The organism is Arthrobacter sp. TJ-270, from assembly GCF_058269075.1.
In genome coordinates this window covers 1-17,180 of sequence record NZ_JBZCNB010000002.1, presented here as the reverse complement: position 1 = coordinate 17,180, position 17,180 = coordinate 1, and the positions used below count along the sequence as shown (strand labels likewise).

13 protein-coding genes and 1 pseudogene are annotated in these 17,180 nt (G+C 58.0%); 7 read left to right on the top strand and 7 right to left on the bottom strand.

The features are described 5' to 3' along the window. Positions 1-616 precede the first annotated feature (616 nt). Positions 617-922, top strand: a complete 306-nt coding sequence (locus AC4D2M_RS04770) for a hypothetical protein (protein WP_490890470.1) — start codon at positions 617-619, stop codon at positions 920-922. 263 nt (positions 923-1,185) lie between these two features. Here the strand turns inward: AC4D2M_RS04770 and AC4D2M_RS04765 are convergent, their stop codons facing one another. From AC4D2M_RS04765 to AC4D2M_RS04750, 4 genes are all read right to left on the bottom strand, one after another. After that, on the bottom strand, positions 1,186-2,946 hold the full coding sequence (locus tag AC4D2M_RS04765; protein WP_490890469.1) for a GmrSD restriction endonuclease domain-containing protein: 1,761 nt from the start codon (positions 2,944-2,946) through the stop codon (positions 1,186-1,188). Positions 2,947-4,087: 1,141 nt separating this feature from the next. Continuing rightward, positions 4,088-4,846: a DUF6339 family protein gene (locus AC4D2M_RS04760; protein WP_490890468.1), complete on the bottom strand. Its 759-nt coding sequence runs from the start codon at positions 4,844-4,846 to the stop codon at positions 4,088-4,090. Continuing rightward, positions 4,836-5,726, bottom strand: a complete 891-nt coding sequence (locus tag AC4D2M_RS04755) for a hypothetical protein (RefSeq protein WP_490890467.1) — start codon at positions 5,724-5,726, stop codon at positions 4,836-4,838. Before AC4D2M_RS04755 ends, AC4D2M_RS04760 begins: the two co-directional genes overlap by 11 nt. Then, entirely contained in the window at positions 5,723-7,606 is a 1,884-nt protein-coding gene (locus tag AC4D2M_RS04750; RefSeq protein WP_490890466.1) for a hypothetical protein, read from the bottom strand. Before AC4D2M_RS04750 ends, AC4D2M_RS04755 begins: the two co-directional genes overlap by 4 nt. 595 nt (positions 7,607-8,201) lie before the next feature. Between AC4D2M_RS04750 and AC4D2M_RS04745 the strand changes: the two genes are divergently transcribed. Next, the gene (locus AC4D2M_RS04745) at positions 8,202-9,473 is read left to right on the top strand and encodes an MvaI/BcnI family restriction endonuclease (RefSeq protein WP_490890465.1); all 1,272 of its coding nucleotides are present in this window, start codon (positions 8,202-8,204) and stop codon (positions 9,471-9,473) included. Between the two features lie 19 nt (positions 9,474-9,492). Here the strand turns inward: AC4D2M_RS04745 and AC4D2M_RS04740 are convergent, their stop codons facing one another. Together AC4D2M_RS04740 and dcm are read right to left on the bottom strand one after the other, a co-directional pair. Beyond that, positions 9,493-9,939, bottom strand: a complete 447-nt coding sequence (locus AC4D2M_RS04740; RefSeq protein ID WP_490890463.1) for a very short patch repair endonuclease — start codon at positions 9,937-9,939, stop codon at positions 9,493-9,495. Between the two features lies 1 nt (position 9,940). Beyond that, positions 9,941-11,263 (bottom strand): DNA (cytosine-5-)-methyltransferase, encoded by a 1,323-nt coding sequence (gene dcm, locus AC4D2M_RS04735; protein ID WP_490890461.1) that lies wholly within the window; start codon positions 11,261-11,263, stop codon positions 9,941-9,943. Positions 11,264-11,747: 484 nt separating this feature from the next. Between dcm and AC4D2M_RS04730 the strand changes: the two genes are divergently transcribed. The 4 genes from AC4D2M_RS04730 (at position 11,748) to AC4D2M_RS04715 (ending at position 15,752) form a co-directional block, all read left to right on the top strand. Continuing rightward, positions 11,748-12,830, top strand: coding sequence for a hypothetical protein (locus tag AC4D2M_RS04730; RefSeq protein WP_490890458.1), 1,083 nt, complete (start codon positions 11,748-11,750; stop codon positions 12,828-12,830). Positions 12,831-12,838: 8 nt separating this feature from the next. Further along, a complete protein-coding gene (locus tag AC4D2M_RS04725) occupies positions 12,839-13,405 on the top strand; it encodes a hypothetical protein (RefSeq protein ID WP_490890455.1) in 567 nt (188 codons plus the stop codon). 98 nt (positions 13,406-13,503) lie between these two features. Beyond that, a complete protein-coding gene (locus tag AC4D2M_RS04720; RefSeq protein WP_490890452.1) occupies positions 13,504-14,706 on the top strand; it encodes an IS30 family transposase in 1,203 nt (400 codons plus the stop codon). 551 nt (positions 14,707-15,257) lie between these two features. Then, on the top strand, positions 15,258-15,752 hold the full coding sequence (locus AC4D2M_RS04715) for a GNAT family N-acetyltransferase (protein ID WP_490890450.1): 495 nt from the start codon (positions 15,258-15,260) through the stop codon (positions 15,750-15,752). Between the two features lie 71 nt (positions 15,753-15,823). On the opposite strand, the gene AC4D2M_RS04710 is transcribed toward AC4D2M_RS04715, so the two are convergent. Further along, on the bottom strand, positions 15,824-16,666 hold the full coding sequence (locus AC4D2M_RS04710) for an ATP-dependent nuclease (RefSeq protein WP_490890446.1): 843 nt from the start codon (positions 16,664-16,666) through the stop codon (positions 15,824-15,826). A gap of 119 nt (positions 16,667-16,785) precedes the next feature. Here AC4D2M_RS04710 and AC4D2M_RS04705 point away from each other — a divergent pair. After that, positions 16,786-17,180 (top strand): annotated as a pseudogene (locus AC4D2M_RS04705) (IS21-like element ISMyma9 family transposase); the annotation flags it as partial.

Sequence of the window (17,180 nt, the reverse complement as noted above, 5' to 3'; positions counted from 1 at the left end):
GGGGCATGCACTGCGAATACCGATGGCGAAAGAGCTCTACCGCACGGTCCACCGCTCGTGATCCGAGAACGACGACTTCACCGTTCTGATGGAGCCGCGGCGAAGGGAGAAACAAACAACACTGGGATGAAGTACCTCATGCGGGCCTTATTTCTGGGCTATCGAAGCCCAGGCGGTTGACTACTCGGGTCGCAGCAGAGGAGAAGCACGCTCGGGGTCTGAGAGCGCATCCTGAGTGATCGCCACCTCATCCAGATTCAACTGACCCCACGATCGGTCTCCTGCATACGGGCGCTACTGAAGTCTGTTGCACCCACTTTCCGGTGGGTATTGTCGCCATGTGGGACAGGAACATGGTGACGAACGTCTTCAAGTGCAGCTTCGAATTCGGACTGCCACGTTGCCGTTTCCGAGGCAATAATTTGCCCGACTTCATTCGATGCGGTGATCAGCAATCTCCACATGCTGTCACCATCGGCAGATTGCGCCTTCAATCTCGAGTATTCAAGCGCGAGTTTCGCTCCGCACGCTTCCAAAGCAGGCCGACGGAGAACATTCCGTACATGGCTCCGATGGTAACTAGCGAAGTGTCAGCGGTCAGCGTGGAGAGCCACCATTGGCCACCGGCGACCAGCAGCGCACCGGGGATCACCAATGGGCGGGGGCCAACGGCGTTCTACATGCGGCCCACCAACGGCGAGGCGACGCCTTGGAGCAGGCCGCCCGGCAGGAGCAGCAGGCCGGTGGTCAGGACGCTCGCGCCGAGGTCGTTCTGCAGGTAGATGGGGAGGACGGTGACGGTGACCGATCCATGGTCGCGAAGGCGATCATCAGCAGGGCAACGGAGACCCGGAAGTTGTACACGGCGAACGGGCGGAAGCCCAGCAGGGCGGAGTCGGAAGCGCGCTGCAGGCGTAACTGACGGCGCACGAACACGGCGAGAACCAGGACGCCGAGCGGACGCGCCGATCACTTGAGATCAACGCCTTCTGGTGAGACTGCAAGTACAGCTACGCGTGCACAGGCAGCTCTTCGCGGACAAGAAAGCACTGAAATATAGCGAATGGGCCGAGGATTTCGTAGGAAAATTTGAAGAAAGGTACTCCCGCACTGCTTTCCTCTCACGCCTAATGCCTTCATGTCTCTAGCCCCGGCGATGGACATGATTGAAGTAAGCCTTGGAAACTAGTACTCGTCAACTATCCGAGTAACGGCTTTGCCGGTAACCGTCTCAATAGCGAGTATGACGTCTTCAAGTCTCCGCGCAATGAAGTCTAAATACTCGTCACGCCGTATAGGGTCATCTTCATCGTTGGCATCTATAAGGTGAGATCGCATAATTTCGACCAGTTCCTTTTCGCCCTGAGTTTCGCGTAAGGTCTTGAAGTACACACTTGGCGCCTTCGCGCCTATCGCCCGGTTTGTAACCGGATCAATCAATGCTCGGTTGAGCACAAGCTCAGAGTTCAACGGGAGCCCCTCTTTATCGCTCCTGCCATTGAGGAACGCTTTGGGGAAGACGTGATGAGAATCGATTTTCTCTGCTTTGACCTTCTCCGCCGTTAACTTGAGTCCCGTGTGGAAGTCTCGCGCGCCGGCCGTGACCGTCAGGGCAAGAACACCGGCGTTGAGCGCCTTCCGCCTCGTCGTCGCGCTACGCAAGGTCGACTCGGCAAGAGCAAAATTGGAGACCGCCTCAGGGGCATCCTTTGAGGGATCGAACAGCCAGTATTTGAGTTTGGCGTAATCCGCGCCGGCTTGGCTGTTTGCACCTTGGTCATAGTTCGTCGAAAAGACAGTGCACCAAAAGAATTGCTTGAGACGATTGATCACATTCGCCTGCTCGGGTCCCTTAGTGTTTGCAATGCCTTCCCACACTGCCGCCATGGGAACGAGGATCATTGAATAGGGCAACAACTTAGGTACTACCACTCCACATTCAGCTTGTAGCAACTCGAGTGCCCGCGCAAACCCCCGTGAGACGCCTTCCCAGTGTGTCTGGACGTCCGCGGCGGTGAGTTTCCGCAAGACGTCACTCCGCTGCGCTGAATTACGAGCCCTCAGAGTCACTGCCTGGAGCACACTGTACGCGTCGACGGAAAAATCGTCGAGTATTTCATGGTCCGTGATCGCTTGGTCCCAGAGGTCGCGCAAATACACATCGTCTGGGTAAAACCTAGCCGTAAGCAACTCGAAGGGCCCGAGCGGCTTCCCAGTGCTGTTCAAGGTTTCGAAGACTGTCGCCACCGCCTCAATTCTTGTATCACTGGGCAACGTGACGACCGGGAAACCATAAGAGCGAAATGGCGCCAAATAACGCTCGCGGAACTGACGCATGAGTCTCTTGGTTGCCTTCTCGTCCATGACTGTAGCGTGATAAGCGGCGTATTCGTCCAACCATTCATCGAAGTTTCGGTGCTCGTCTACCGCAAAGATGTGCTGTTCAATGCGCGATTCAAGCGATGTCAACGCCTTAGCTTCCTTCGACTCGACTGGATGCCAAATCAGGGCGTCTTCAAATTCGATGTCTTGTGAATCCAAAAGCCGACCATTCACATTGGAGTCCGAAGGCAGTTCAACAAAGCTTCGGACAGACAGAAAGAAGCGCTCCTCTCCCACACCGTTAAGGGCGCGGTACAGGGAAGTCAGCCTCTGCTGGCCGTCAAGGATAAGTTCTTTCGGCTTCGTCGTGCGCGACGGTGCGCCCTCAACAGCGCGCCAGCCGAACTTCTCATTTTCCAGCCCCACAGCCCAGAACAAAAACGTACCGGCCGGGAACCGCGACATCATCGACCTCAGCAAGGTTGCAGTTCGCTTCGGCTCCCAAGTGAAGTCCCGTTGAAAGTCCGGGATGGTAAGAGCTCCATTGTAAATCTTTTGCAATAAGTAGTCTAAGTGCTCAGGGTTCGCGTGGAATACCGGATCTGCATCGTATGCGCCCACCATTCTGATCAAACCCCATATCCGTCAATCGTACTTCTCAACTTAGATATGTAGCCTAGTCGTGAAACCTTCCATGGTTTGGTATTAGGGCAGGAGTTCACCCCTGCGTGTCTGCCCCGAGGCTCCGCCGGGTTGACCGTGCAAGGCGGCTTATTAGGCATTGTTCGCGTTGTCCTCCGGCGTCACCCACGAGCGCCTTCGACGCTGGCGAGGCTTCCAATCTGTGGGAACCGCTCACCTCTCACGCGGTCATCGCATACGTCCGACCCTTCATCCACTCCAACGTCCGCGTCCGCCTCGATCAGATGTCAGAGTTTCCGGGCGTACCCGCCGAATTGCGGCAACCCACGAGATGATCCGGAACTACCGAAACACCACCATCGCGCACTCCCAATCCGATTTGGTCATGCCCCTACCTGTCGCCCTCTCAAACGAGGCCGGCGAAGTGCTGCGAGTTCTAGGCATGTCTGTCATTCATCCAATGCCTAGAGTGATAGCCGAACGCTTCGACCAGCTCCTCACGACAATGGAAGCCATCGTTGACGACGCCACGCGTCCCGTGCTCGAGCGTCTTCGCACCTGGGCTCAGCCCAATCACCAGAAGCGAGCCGACGTTGGCAAGAACCCGAAATTACCCACTCCTATGACCACGACTTCACTGCCACTCGAAGAAGGAAGCAAAACCCCGGATTCACCTACTACTGGCACTTATAGCAAGATTGACGGCGCTTCCCGCTGCATCCGCTGCGAAATGTCTGGAGCCACGCACACGTCTGTCGCGGAAGCCGGAATGCGACCCTGACGCAACGCTGAACGGACTGACTTCACCAGGTTGCGCATGGGTGCACTCCAACGCAACACCTGTTCGGAGGGAGATGGGTTGCATTAGGCGAAAGGCACCAGCTATGACTACCATCCCATGGCAAGAACGCACTGGTCATCATGCCCTCAGTCATGGCGGCCACGACCGGCGCTACCCATAACTAAGCGTGAGGCACCGCAACAGTAAGGTGCAGCCTATTGTTCCGGATTCACCTGCTATTCCGGTACGAGATCGGGTTCGGGGTTTAGACCGGGGCCTGCACTGATCCCTCACCTCCGCGGGATCAGTGCAGGCATGCGGGGCGGTGGCTCCCTGCCAAAATCAGACTGAAACACTGATGGGTACGGCTTGCGTGACGAGTTCCTGGAGCTCCCCCTCAGCAAGCACGCTGAGGTCTCTGTATCCATACACCAGCCTTGCCTCCATCATGATTGCCCCAAGGTACTTGTCCTTGCTGTAAGCGTCTCCCTGCGCCGCATGCTCGAGTACTGCCCGAACCAGACCTGGGATCGTTCCAGCTTCCCTGTCGAACAGGGCATTCAGGCGATCCTCGTTGCGGAATACCTCTTTCGTATAGGCGTAACGGTCGCCCGATGTCTTCGAGAGGCTGAATTCGCACTGAGGATCGTAGGTCAGTGAACTTACCCACCACAGTCGGGCTATCCCGTGACGGATGAGTGTCCCTCGGCTGACATTGAGTAGCAGCCAGCGGTCCCGAACTCGTCCTTTCCAGTTTTTGGCCTCTGCAAGCGGCCACCTCTTTTCCATGTAGTCCCGGTAGGTCACGAAGGCAAGATAGGTCCACAGCCTGCGGTCAGATGCGTTGGATCGGTCAAGCGCACCCAAGAACTCGTACACCAGCGGCGCATTGCCACTGTCGCGGCTCATCTGACGCTTGGCGCCGGGGGCGAGCGCCTCGGGTTCGCCTGTTTCGAAAGGCAGAGGCAAGATGTTTTCAGTCCGCCCGGTGATGTTGTCCGCTGCGGCTAGGAAATCCGCCGGGGAGTCTGCAGCTTCAAGGGCACGTGTGAGTGATACCAGCGCTTCAAATGTCAGTGCATTCGCCGTTTTACTGGGCATCGAAGTCCTCCGCTTCTGTTTCGGTCAGGTTGGTCGTGAGCGCCAGATCCAGTGGCTGACCAAGGATTTTCTGCGCTGATTCAAAGGCAGACGCGTCAAACGACGACGTTTCCTCCACGAGTCGGGTAATTGCGTCGTACCACTGCTTGCCGGACAACTCTTCGTTCTGCCCTGTCGGGTCAGCTTCCCGATTCCTCTTGATGAAGCTGATGGTCTCCATCAGAGCGGGCAGGACCACCAATCCGATCTGCAGTTCGGGGCGTTCCTTCAGCAAACCGAATGCTGCAAGCACACGATCAGGAAAGATCACGAGGACCTGGTCGTCATAGTCGAATCGAAGTTGCAGGCCCTTCTTCATCGTGTTGTCTGAGATGAATCTGAAGCAGGATCCGACAGGAGGTCGAAGGGGGTCGTAAAGCTTGCCGGGCTCAATCTCGAAGTCGCCTCCGTCGGCGAGAAGATCCCCGGGAAGGAGGTTGAAACTGGCACCACCGTAATCCGGATGTTGCCGCTCCAGACGGTAACCATCAATGGCTCGGGCGGCGACAATCTTCACCTCAATCCTCACCTTGTTGCGTATATCAAGTTGGTCTATCCACCCGACGTACCCGGTGCTGTCGGCGTAGATCCCTGCAACTTGTGGGTTGAGATCTCCACTTGCGATGGTGGCACTGCAGCTCCATTTGACGCTGTATCGGGCGCTGCCTTCCTCCAGCAGTTGCAGTATCTGGGGATCGGTCATCCGGACCTGAAATTGGATCTCAACGTCATCCACGGTGGAACTGTAGGTTGGATGCAAGATTTCGATCGTCGATGCCACATCGTCCGATGAATCCAGAACGGGATGGGGGTAGGAACCCCGGATAGTTGCCTTGCTCATTTGATCCCCAGTCGGTAGCGGTGGCCTGATGTGAGAGTGATCCGCACCTGTGATGTCACATGTGCGGTGAGATTGAGACCGGAAAGAACGTTCCCTTCATGAGTAAGGGGCGTTGTCTTTCCGTTCGTGGTGATCGCGCTTTCTGCGATAGGCAATTTGTAGTCGTCCTCGGCCCGGCCGCCGGCACCGAGAGCAACTAGTTCAAGATCACCTGCGATGTCTTCGGACGGGGTTAGCGCGAGGTAGAGATCCCCCGCGGAGGCATCTGACCAGCTACGGAAGCGGACATCTCCTGAACTGATACGGCTGGTTCCTTCACCTGGCTGACCTTCTCCGGGGATGTTTCCGCCCTTGCCCTTCCTCTTTCCCGATCCGCCGCTGTCCTTGCCCTTGCCTGTTGGCTGTTCCCCGGTGTTCGTTGCGGGCGTCCTTACGGATACCCGCACGGTCTTTCGGGTAGCAGGAGGTGCTGGCACTGGTGCTTCTTCAGCGCCCTGGACTGTGGAGGCTTCTGTTGATGTTCCTGGTCCTGCAAATGGCTTCCCTGCGCCTGTCTGGCCAGCCGGACTGTCTGGTAGTTCAACAGGAAGGTACTTCGCCAGGCCCTTGATCTCGACCTGATCACCGATCTGTTGCTTGACGCGGCTCTTGAGTCCTTCCAGAACAAATCTCTTCAGTTCAGTCACGACGGCCCTGCCGTTATCCGCCCTCGCGGGATCCCAGGTGTTGTGCTGCGGCGGTTCGAGCGCACGCAGCACATGATTGCCCTTTTCGTCGGAACACTTGAGCACAGCCGCGTACTTCATCGGAATGGATGTATGCCGGAAGGTGTCGATCTTCATCAAGGGGGCGCGCATTGTGATCGTATGAAGCGTCTTCTGAAGACTGTCATCGACGTCGATGTAGAGGCTGAGCTTCCCGAGTCTCGCGCTGGTCTTGGTGATGGGATTCGGGTCATTGATCGCCCGGTAGAACGCTGTGGCTTCGGCGTCTTCCTTCACATGGTCGGCGAGAGTTGTCGAGTCCAGCCGCCACGAACTGCTATTCGTGACGCCTTCGACGACGAGAGTGCCGCGGTGAATTGCGAGCAGGAAGTTTCTGAGGAAGGCAGTTTTGATGTGCCCCAGACTGGGGTCCAACGCCGCCTTCCTGTAACCGAGGATGTAGGTGTCGGTACCGGGTTCAGTGCGCTGGGCGAAGGGACCGAGAGGTGCGGGGTCACGGGGATAACGGAAGTCATCTGTGAGGTCAAGGTCCGTAAGGAACCCATCACCGACCCGCCAGGTGCCACTGGAGTCGCGATGTGTGGCGAGCGAGCTATACCCAGCAAGGACAACCTCTGGGCGGGCCAAGGGCATTGAGGTGTAGAGCACCGTACTCATGTCCGAGGCCATAGGACCTACTGCTGATCCGATACCGAAAGAACCGCCACGAGTTCCATCGTCGGCAGAGATACCGGCCCCTCGGGTCAACGCGCTGAGGGGTGAGTTCAGCTCGTTCCTCGATTCAGAGCCCGTCAACCCTTTGGTGCCATAGTCGCTGATGCGCAGTACGGGAATCGAGTCCATGCCAGCTGTGGCGTGTGCCTTCGACATTGCTGCGTGGCCCTGTGATCCCTCTGTCTGAAGCTCGACCTGTGCAATGTGGGCGCGGAGGCCCGCGATGCCTGGTACATCAGCTGTGGCCATCTCGGCCAGTTCGAAAACCATAGTCACTGGTGCTTCACCGGCGCGCGCATCAATCGAATTTTGCGCTGTTTCTCGTACCAGAGAGACCTCGGCAAGGGAACCCTCAAAGAATTGCTCCGCTGGTGATATGGCGCCTTGAGCGGCACCAAGACCAGCGCTTTCAAAGTAGAACCCGAAGTTCGATGTCGTCATTCGAATGTCACCTTTCGTGTGGAGGGGGCTGCGGGATCGAAAAGTGCGCGCACTTCCCTCAGCTCTGCCTCGATCGGCCGAAAAAGCGCATCCACTTCCTCGGGTGTGTAGTCGTAATTTTTTCGGTTGGCCAGATTCCCGAGAAGGCTTATCTCGCGAATCAGACGCCCACCCCGCGTTTCCGCGAGACGGCGAAACCGCTCATTTCTGGATTCATTGGGCATCATATACTCGCTTTATGCCGGACATATAACGACTATATATTTGAAATGTAGTCTGGTCAAGCGACATGCCCACTCCGCAATCTGCTAGACCCGCATCGTCAGCGCAGCGAGAGTGCTCCGGGGCTGTTAGGCAACAAACGCTCCGGCACCGCGCGAGAGCGGGTCACCGTAGCTGAGAGATCAAATCACAGTGCATGACGAAAGATTCCAAAAGGGCACGTCGAGAGAACCGGAGAGAGAAATAGCGGTATGAGTCCGGGCTGCATTCCGGTTGAAGGTTTAATGAGCAGATGGGGAATCTGTGGCATGACCGCGTGACGTGGGACAATCTTGAGCAGCGATTCCGGAATCAAGGAGTCAGCCAGGTCCAGGTGAAATTTCTGACCCGAAATCACAACAGCAAGAACCAGATTGCGGGCCTGGGAAGCGACATGACCGCGCTGAGTCATCTTTTCCCGGGCCCGGTCTCGAGCCATAAGCCGTCTTCCGGGAAGCCGAAGGCGGGAGCACCTATCTATCGGTCCTCGCTGCCTTGGGTCTGGCTCACGGAAGATGGTCTGTCTCCGGCGCCCGAAACGAAGCTGATCTACTATCCGCAGTACCCCGAGATCCGGCTGTCGGGGTTTCTTGACAGCTCCCCCGGCGGTCCATCCGAGTTACTGGCTTACAGTGAGACACCAGAGTCGAGGGGGCAGGAAGAAGGACGCTGCCTGATCTTTGGACCGGGGCGGGACCGGAGAGTTCTGGCGGCGGTGGTATCCCAGCATTCTCCAGCCGCTTCGTATCTCCAGCAGTTCAATCAACGTCGAGGGAAACTGGCGGAGATCAGTCTGCGTGCTGATGATGCAAACTCGCGGGACGTTCTCTTTGATCAGCTGCGGCTGATTCATGCCAAGAACCGGATCGAGTCGTACAGGCTCAGACCAGATGGGTCCCGTGATGTGTGCAGGGGTCCCAACTGTCATGGTGTCACCCTCGAAAGCGAACTGGGTATCACCGCCAATGGCCGCGCAGCTCCTGACTATCTCGATTGGGAGGTCAAAGCGCATCGGGTGAAGCATCTGGATGCGCATCTGAGCTCCCGGATCACTCTCCTGACACCGAATCCTGATAGTGGCGAGGCCAAGACCGCCGGTACTACCTGGCTCACCCAGACATATGGGAATCTCAGTTCCTCTGGGGACCGTTATGACCTCTCAGGCATTCATAAGGCGGGGGTTCTTCACGAAAGGACCGGCCTGGAGTTCGGACTGTTCGGTTTTGATCCAGTGCAGGAAAAGATTGTTGATGACGGGTACCTGTACCTCCGTGACCCGCGGAAAGAAGAGGATCTGGGGCGCTGGTCGTTTGCCAAGCTGTTGACTCACTGGCAGACCAAACACGCGAAGGCGGTGTTCGTTCCCTGCATAGCTTCCGGGTCGGATCCGAACCAGTACTCATTTGGAACTCGGGTACATGTGGGTGAGGGAACTTCGTTCCTGCGTTTCCTGGCGGCTGTTTCCAGCGGTGCGGTTGTGCTGGACCCTGGTTTGAACACCCAGCTGGAGAACAGCGTCTGGAAGCCGCATACGCGGTATCAGTTCCGATCGTCGCTGACCAACGCTTCGAGTCTGTACCGGTCCTTCCAGAAGATCGTTCTGTAGGTCCTACACCCACGCGGGTTCAGTTGCGCCATTCCCTTCGGGCATCACTGCTCCTGATCCATTGCGCCAGGTCATCAGCCAAAGCAGGAATGTCAGCGTTTTTGGATTTCAGGCTGCATTCCCAGACGATTCCTACACGCCAGCCTTGATCCGTGAGCTGCTCGTGCACGAGCTGGTCCCGTTCCCGGTTCTTCCGGAGTTTGTCCCGCCAGAACTCTTCCCGTGTTTTTGGCCATCGAAACAGCGGGCAGTCGTGCTGATGCCAGAAACACCCGTTGAAGAACACCACCGCGCGGTGGCGCGCCAGCACAATATCCGGAGTTCCGGGGAGGCTCTTCAGGTTCAGTCGATACCGCAGGCCGCGGTGATGCAGCGCCCGGCGGATCACTATTTCCCCTTTAGTGTTCTTTCCCCGGATCCCCGCCATCATCCGGCTGCGGGTTGCCGGATCAACTGTGTCAGCCATGTCAGGCAGTCAGGGCACCCACAAGGCTGCGATCGAATTCAGGTACATCCACGTCTGCCGGACCGGCCTCGTTCAGCTCGGTGTACTGCGAGGCCTCAAGGGTTTGTTTGGCTTTGATTCCCGCCAGGTGGGGAACGACAATCCGGGCGACTTCCTGCATGACCGGCGCCACCACGCTGTTGCCGAACTGGCGATAGGCCTGTGTATCGCTTACCGGGATCCTGAAGCTGTCATCGAATCCCATCAGGCGCGCACATTCACGCGGGGTCAGACGGCGGGGGCGGCCGGCACCCTGTGCAACAAGGATCTCTGAACCATCCTTGTAATACCGGGCCGACAGCGTCCGCGAGGTTCCGCTGGGATGAACCAGACCAAACCCGAACCCGTTGCCTGCAGCCTTGTGCTTGGCCGCGTATGCCTGCAGATACGCCCACAGCTTGGGGGTCAGCGTGAACTTCGACTGCACATCATTGTTCTCGTGATCAAAGTAGCGGTCCCCGTCCCACTCAAGCACGGGCTCGGTTCCGTCAGTCCGATGAAGAATAGATTCAAGCTTCGGCCGCACCGGGGGAAGCTCCAGATCATCCCAGGTGAAGTCGGTGGGTTCCCGGAAGCCGACGATGATGATCCGTTCGCGGTGCTGAGGGGTGAAGCTGATTCCGTCGATGACCTTTGTATGCACTTCATAGCCGAGCTCGTCCCTCAACGTCTCCATGATGACGGCGAAGGTGCGTCCCTTGTCATGAGACCGAAGATTCTTGACGTTCTCCAGCATGAACGCAGCCGGGCGCTTCTCGTCGATGATCCTCGCGACATCGAAAAAGAGAGTCCCCTGTGTGGCGTCCTCGAAACCGTGAGCGCGCCCCAACGCATTCTTTTTGCTGACCCCCGCAATAGAGAACGGCTGGCACGGGAACCCACCCAGCAGAACATCATGATCGGGAACAAGCGACGCTTCGTACTGCTGGATATCACCGATGAACGTGTGCCCCTCGTCCAGCTCATCCGGGAAGTTTGTGAGATAGGTTTTCTCGGCGTACTTGTTCCACTCGCTTGTAAAAACGCAACGGCCGCCGTGCGCCGCGTAACCCATCCGGATCCCACCGATACCGGCGAACAGGTCAATGAACGTGAACTCTTCGTTCTGGACCTCTGTCTTGAGGCCAAGCAGCTCCCGCAGAGCCGGCGCGAGCATGGTCGGCAAGGCGGTTTCCTTGCGCTCCCAACGTGCCACGGTGCGGGCAGATACGGTCAGCAACTCGCCTAATTGCCGCTGGGTATAACGGGCGCGGGCTTGGGCGAGGAGGTCGTATGCGTTGTTCATTTCATCCTTCGTCTGGGTCATCTCTAGGACATCATGTCTTACTTCTGACCCAGAGAGCGCTCCCGACGCGCTGAGAGGAACGACATTCCTTCTCGATGCCTTAGAACGAGTGTTCTAAACCTATCTGCACCATAAGCAACGAAGAAATTACCCCTAAGCGAATGGCGGGTCCGTCGCTTGCACGCGCACTGGAACGCCGATAACGACCCCTTACTTCAGGCCAAGGAACAGGAGCGCCGGGTCGACAGCGCACCTCATGCAGTTGTTCCAGAGCAGAGCAAGAACGAGCTGCGTCAGTCGGCGTCTCTGCCCATCGGTACCGTTCGGCGTTTGTTCGAGAGAACAGCGCGTACTCGCCCTGTACGATCTCTTCAACATTGATTAGTCGTATCGTTGGGGGCGTGTTTTGACCTCGTATGGGTTCAAACTTCTGAAAATTGAGTTATATCGAGGGCAAGGGCAGTCGGCCTTTGAGTTCGGCAAGGTGAACTACCTCAAAAAGGTACATCGAGATGTTCAGGATGCTATCGAGCGACGACGGGTAGCTCTTGAGCGGGACGGAGCCGCTGCCGTCAGCGGGTCAGCGGGATCAGACGTCACCGTCGATGAAGCAACTGGCATGGCAGTAATCGTCAGTTCCGACGACGTGGTTGACGAGGAGGGCCCGGCAACGCTGGATAAGAGTAGGAAGCGCCAGTCGGTCGTCCGTTTCGAGGCAGTCCAGAAACTAAAGTCAGCTCTACTGCTCGAAATCCAGTACGGGATAGTGGGAGACCACGACAAAGCCGTTGATCCAGAAGATAAGGAGCCTGACGCAGATTTGAAGCGGCTGGCAACCACGCGGCCCTACAGGGCCGTCATTCTCGCTCCTGCCGAGGGCCACACTGGATTTCTTGCTGTAGAGGTGGTCAGCCGTTCCCATGCCGGCCGAGAGCTGCCGCGCCGTCTTCACCAGGCGGCGAATGGCCACGAGTACAAAATCCGAGCGAAGGGACCGGTCGCCGACGAACCTGCCGTGCAAGAACTGCTAGATCACGGGACGGTCGAAGAGGTCGAGCTGACAAAGACCTTCATCCCGTCAGACGCTTCCACCCCTAGGACCGCAGATGGTGTCGTGATGACGTTCCAGATCGGCCACAAAACGTCAGACGAACGTACTATCTTCAGTCGCGTGAAGCAATGGAACTTCTTCAGGGGAAAAGGCGCACCAGAAGGATCAACTTCGGTTGCAGTCGAGGGAGATTTTGAAACTCATCGAGAAGACAGCGAGACGGCCGAATCCTTGGACCCTGCTGCAGAAGCGACTGCACTGGCCGCGATCCTTTGGGAGGATCTGGCCGATGTTGACTTCGACGATGCAAAAGTTAAGGTGCGGTCGCCCAAGCAACGAAAGACCCTTCAACCCCTTGATCACCGCGAAGGGTTCATCTACGACCTTGGTGATCGGAAGCTCTCTAACGACGAGTTCTTAGAGCGAGTTGACGACGCAGCGCGACTGCTCTTCAGCAACTACAGCATGGACATGGAAGCGGACTGGTATCTACCCATATCGGACGATGAAGCGTAGGTTGAAGCATGGCGCTTGCTCGAATTAACGTTGGTTCCCTCTTGGCTGACCAATTCCGGTTTCTCCGCCATGCGGGGACTGGCAAGCCTGCCATTCTGACGCGCGCGCTGGTCATTCTTACAGCCCCGGTTGCTTTTGGCATATCGGTGCTCGCCGGCTGGGAAATGCAAAGTGTGAGCGAACTGAGCGGTGCACTCGGGCTACTCGCTGGCGTATTCCTTTCCGCGTTTTCGATCGTTTTCTCGCTTCGAGTCACCATCGCTTCCAGGCCATCCAGCAACATGAAACAACTCGCGTCGCGACTGATGGATGAAGGAGCCCTGACACTCCTTTCTGCGGGTCTCCTCGCAGGAATTGACGCGATATGGCTTTCAATAATCGCTGCAAGCACCGGCGCAGATCAAGCAGTGGGCATATGGCGAACGGCAATCACAGTCGGCCTGAGCTCATTAGTCGTTCTCTACTTCTTGTTGTCCGTTCGCAGGTTACATGTGCTGTATACCGACACCTTTCCTCCCTACTGGCGAGCCAAGAACGTGGTTGAAGGTTCTCCAAGGGCGCGAAGTCGCAGTTGAACTTTGCTCTACGCATTAGAGTTTCGTGCAACTGGTCGGCACATCGGGACTGGAGAGTCATACGGTCAGTGCAACGCCTCAGTGAAAGTGGTGTTGTTGTGAAGAAGACGTGGTTCCTGCCGGAGCGGTGGGATGAGTTCTACGCGGTGTTGTGCTCTGGGGTCTCGTTCAGTGAGGCTGCCCGGGTGGCGGGTGTGTCCCGCAATGGGGCTGCATATCAGTGGCGTAAAACTGGCGGCATGACATTGATGTTGGGTATTCCGGGCGGGCTGACTGATCCGCCGGCATCGGTTGGAACGTCAGGGAGCGGACGGCTATCGCTGGTCGAGCGGGCCACGATCATGGTCCGGTTACGGGACGGGAAAAGCCACGCCGAGATCGGCCGTGAGCTGGGCCGGGACCGCACGGTGATCTGGCGAGAGGTTAAACGCAATACGAATCCGGACGGCTCGTATCAGGCTGATCTGGCTCACGTACGGGCCCATCAGCGGGCGCACCGTCCCAAGCCGTTCAAACTCACCGCGCTGAATCACGAACTGCTGCGCTTCATCGAGGACGCGTTGGAGGATGGGTGGAGCCCGAAGCTGATCTCCCTCGTGCTGGCTAAGGATTACGCCGATGATAAGAGCATGCAGATCAGCCACGAGACGATCTACCAGTGCCTGTATGTTCAGTCCCGCGGTGAGCTGCGCAAGGACCTCTACCGGTACTTGAGCCTCTCCCGGGCTAAACGGGTGTCCCGGGAGAGCCAGCATGCCGGCGGGCGGGCTAAACCGTTCCAGGACGCGTTGAAGATCGCGTCGCGGCCCGCTGAAGCCGAAGACCGGGCCGTGCCCGGGCACTGGGAAGGAGACCTGATCATCGGTGCCGGCGGTAAGTCAGCGATCGGGACCCTGGTCGAACGGTCCACCCGCTTCACGATCCTGCTGCACCTGCCCGAACGCCATACCGCCGAAGCCGTCGCTGAAGCGATGATCACCGCGATGGGCGAGCTTCCCGCCCACCTGCGCCGCTCGGTGACCTGGGACCGGGGAACCGAGATGGCCGGCTACGACCGGATCCAGCTCGAGCTGCAGGCACCGGTGTATTTCTGCGACCCGCACTCGCCCTGGCAGCGTGGCACGAACGAGAACACTAACCGGCTCCTGCGGCACTGGTTCGCCAAATCCACCGATCTCTCCGGCTACACCGCGGAGGACCTCAAAACCATCCAGGACAAACTCAACCGCCGGCCCCGTCCAACCCTGGACCTTCAAACCCCGGCCCAACGACTCAACCAGATGCTGCAACAGGCAGCCTAACCCCCAACGTTGCACCGACCACTTGACTCTGCCGACAGGCACCAAGGTGCTCAGGTGCGAAACCCCCGGCGCGGGGCTTTCAGCGGTGAGAGCTGGCTGCTCCTTGGCCTGACCGCCTGCACACACCCACCACGTCACCAACATTGGGAGTCTCACCTCGAGCTAGCGGTGGCCGTGCACAGCCTAGTTCCAGCGCAATAACGGGTCGACGGAGAGCGTGCCGCTCAAACCCGGATCACCGGCGGCGCTGGCGTTGGCCCGGGCGGTGCCGAAGCTCCCTGCACCCGAAGCCCTGCCGGGCGGGTGCGCGTATGAGCCGAAAGAGGGACGGCTACCTTCACTGCACTTAGTGCGGGGCCGAGGGCTACGGGAATGCCGATAACGGCCCAATACGTCAACCCGTGCTGCAGTCGTAAAACGGGGGTGCTGAGACCGAGCAAACGGGCACGAAAACCGAAACAGCAATCGCCGGCGTGTCCGAGCAGGGTTCACCCTGTCTCGCGAACCATCGTTTCCGGTCAGTCACAACCGTGGCGCAATACCATTGACCAATGGCGATCAACTTTGACGTGCGTCGAGCTGAACCCGGAGACGCGCCGGGCATGGCGAGAGTTCACGTGGACGTCTGGCGTGAGACCTACCGAGGATTGATGACGGATTCTGTGCTGGACGATCCCGCCCTACTGAGTTGGCGCGAAAGATTCTGGGCCGCCGCGCTGACCGATCCAAAATACAGCCAGAACACTGCTGCCGTGGCCTCCCATGAAGGCTCATTGATAGGCATTGCAATGTCGGGTCCCTCTCTAGACGGCGCCTACGAGCCGCGGCAACTGTACCTCCTCTACGCATACGCGGCATTCCATGGTTCAGGGGTAGGTGCAGCACTCCTGAATGCAGTCATCAACGGCACCGCACCCGCTGCGCTCTGGGTCGTAGACCCTAACCCACGCGCACAAGCCTTTTACCGAAAGCATGGGTTTGTCACCGACGGTACAACGAGAATCGAAGACGACGTGAGGTCAGTACGAATGGTCCGAACGATCTAGCGGCAACGTACCGCTAAGGATCGTTTTAGGTCATCAGAACGGCCGTCCGCAACTAACTTCGCTGAGCCGGGTTAAGCGAGGGTCTTGTTGATGGCCTTGAAGAGGTTCTCGAAGCGATCTAAGGTGACGGCACTTAGTTTCGGTAGCTGGACCTGCCTATGTCGCAACAGGTAATCGGCTGGCGCGCCGTGATCCGCAAAAGGCGAGCCAACAGCGCGAGTGATGCGGGCGATGATTCTATCCTTGCCAGGCACCGACGTTTTAGTGAGCTTCGTACCGAAAGCCAAGTTGTAGAGATGGAAGTAGTCCTTCGGATCGAATAGGTCCTCGATGTCGGATGGTGAGATGCCGTCGGTGAACTGATCCGTGACGAAGATTCGCTTTCGATTTAGGAGACCTCGATCCGCCAGATTGTGTAGCTTCGTCTGCGCTGACGGGCCCCCATCGATCAATGTAGTGACGTCGAGCCCTTGTCCCATGAGCGCTACAAACGAAGGTATGTTGGCTGCTCCTCCCGCTGGTAGAACGCGCCAGGCTTCATTCAGGCCCTCCCGACTCAAAGCGGTCAGCCGCTCGCTTAGGAGCCAGAGGTAGGTGTAGTCGGATGTGCCCTCTACGACGAGGTTGTTTGGGCCTATGAAGAGACTTTGAGCGATGTCATAACCGAGCGCAGCTTGGAGAGGGAAGAGGGAGTCAGCCCCAACTGCCATGGCTTCCTGAGTGGCCACAGATCCGAGCTTGGCGCCCCTATCCTCAATTATTCTGACCCTGTCGAGCTTGGTTGGATTGACCATGAAGGGAGAATGGGTCGTGAAGATGACCTGAGTTGAAGCTGCAAGACGTTCATCAATGTAATTGAGGAAGTCGGCTTGCGCACGACCATGAAGGGTGAGGGCAGGTTCGTCTAGGAGCACGACGACGCCGTGTTCGTAATCCCTGAACTCGCTAAACTGTCGGTGACGGTCGAAAAGTGAGCCATTGTGACGGTTGAAAACTGAGCCACCTGTTCCAAACGATTGGGTGGGTGATCACAGTGGAGGATTGGGCGCTTATTCGGCGGTTGCATCTTGCCGAGGGTGAATCGATGAGGTCGATAGCGGCGAGGCTGGGTATCTCCCGTAACACCGTTGCGAAGGCGGTGAGCGCCGATGGTCCACCGACCTATGTTCGTGCACCGCAGGCCTCCGGGATCAAGGCGGTAGAGCCGGCCGTTCGGGCTCTGCTGAAGGAAAACCCGCGGATGCCAGCGACGGTGCTGGCGGAGCGTGTGGGCTGGTCCGGGTCCCCGGCATGGTTCCGTGAGAACGTGGCCAGGATCCGCCCGGAGTACGCCCCGGCGGATCCCGCCGACCGGATCAGCTATGAACCGGGCGATCAGGCGCAATGCGATCTGTGGTTCCCGGAAGTGCGGATCCCGGTCGGTGACGG

What these genes read in the sequence shown, in the direction of transcription:
- AC4D2M_RS04755 (WP_490890467.1), bottom strand. Translation starts at nt 5,726, where the DNA reads ATGAGCAAGGCAACTATCCGGGGTTCCTACCCCCATCCCGTTCTGGAT.
- AC4D2M_RS04765 (WP_490890469.1), bottom strand. Translation starts at nt 2,946, where the DNA reads ATGGTGGGCGCATACGATGCAGATCCGGTATTCCACGCGAACCCTGAG.
- AC4D2M_RS04750 (WP_490890466.1), bottom strand. Translation starts at nt 7,606, where the DNA reads ATGACGACATCGAACTTCGGGTTCTACTTTGAAAGCGCTGGTCTTGGT.
- AC4D2M_RS04760 (WP_490890468.1), bottom strand. Translation starts at nt 4,846, where the DNA reads ATGCCCAGTAAAACGGCGAATGCACTGACATTTGAAGCGCTGGTATCA.
- dcm (WP_490890461.1), bottom strand. Translation starts at nt 11,263, where the DNA reads ATGAACAACGCATACGACCTCCTCGCCCAAGCCCGCGCCCGTTATACC.
- AC4D2M_RS04725 (WP_490890455.1), top strand. Translation starts at nt 12,839, where the DNA reads ATGGCGCTTGCTCGAATTAACGTTGGTTCCCTCTTGGCTGACCAATTC.
- AC4D2M_RS04715 (WP_490890450.1), top strand. Translation starts at nt 15,258, where the DNA reads ATGGCGATCAACTTTGACGTGCGTCGAGCTGAACCCGGAGACGCGCCG.
- AC4D2M_RS04740 (WP_490890463.1), bottom strand. Translation starts at nt 9,939, where the DNA reads ATGGCTGACACAGTTGATCCGGCAACCCGCAGCCGGATGATGGCGGGG.